1 protein-coding gene is annotated in these 1,073 nt (G+C 49.8%); it reads right to left on the bottom strand.

The genetic code is table 11. The features are described 5' to 3' along the window. The coding region (locus H8S57_RS16820; RefSeq protein ID WP_186909089.1) for an IS6 family transposase at window positions 1-974 on the bottom strand (974 nt) is incomplete at its 3' end. Window positions 975-1,073 lie beyond the last annotated feature (99 nt).

Below are 1,073 nucleotides of genomic sequence, written 5' to 3'. Positions count from 1 at the left end.
GGAGTAAGGCCGTTCAAGGCGGAATGGGGACGGACAAAGTTGTAGAAGAAGATGAACATGGAAATGAGGTTGTTGGCGGAAGCAAACGAAGAAAAGCCTTGCTTGGTTTTGTACCATGCCTTGAACTGCTTGTTGAAGCACTCTATGAGGTTATTGGTAATGTCATCGTGGAAGCTCTCCACGCGGATATGCTGGATCCCATACAGCGTCTTAACTGGCATTTGGTAGGCAAAGTAGCGGTCGCTCACAATGGACTGCGGAGTCCCCATGGTCTTCACGGCTTCCAGTATGGTAAAAGCCTGCGGACTGTCCCTGTGGCGGTCCAGATGGAAGCCGAGGACAAAGCGTGTCTCGCTGTCCAGAATGAGCCAGAGGTAGTATTTCTCGCCCTGTATCTTCACAACAGTTTCATCGGCGTGCCACTCGTCAGAGTTGAAATTCAACGCCGGAATGAGCTGTATCGCAATGTTTTGGAACATTGGGGCGAAGCGGGTACACCAGTTGCTGATAGTCGTGTGAGATACCCGGACATCCATTACGGTACGCAAAATCAGAGCGATATTGCGGAATGAGTTCTTGCCCAGGTAGAACATGGTCAAGGCCATAAGAATCACATGAACCGGATAACGCATCCGCTTGAAATCCGTCTTTCCAAAGAGTTTGGACATAGACGGAGCCGAGATCGCTGTAGGCTTTGGCACAAAAACCGAGTGGCGGCATTTCTTGCCTGTGCAGGAGTAGTGGATGTAGTGCTCTCTATCGTGATGCACATACATTGCTTTCCCGCAAACAGGGCACTGAGGGTGTTCCTTTGTCCGAGGGCGGCCCATTTGCCCCTTTGGGGCATCCGGCGCCCATTGATGCCAGCACTTCCTGCATTGATACTTTTGATGACCATGTTTGTCTTTTCCGTAGCGACGAAAGTTCGTTTTGTTGTTGCACTTTGGACAGCATAGTTGGTATAATCTTGCCACGAAGACTCGTCTCCTTTCGAGAGTACATGTGTTTTGTGGTGAAACCATTGTACCAGAAGGGCTGACGGGTCTTCAACTTTCATTTAACTTTACAGTCCG

This window comes from Lawsonibacter hominis, from assembly GCF_014287895.1.
GTDB classification, from domain to species: Bacteria; Bacillota; Clostridia; order Oscillospirales; family Oscillospiraceae; genus Lawsonibacter_A; species Lawsonibacter_A hominis.
This window is presented reverse-complemented; position numbering and strand designations above follow the sequence as displayed.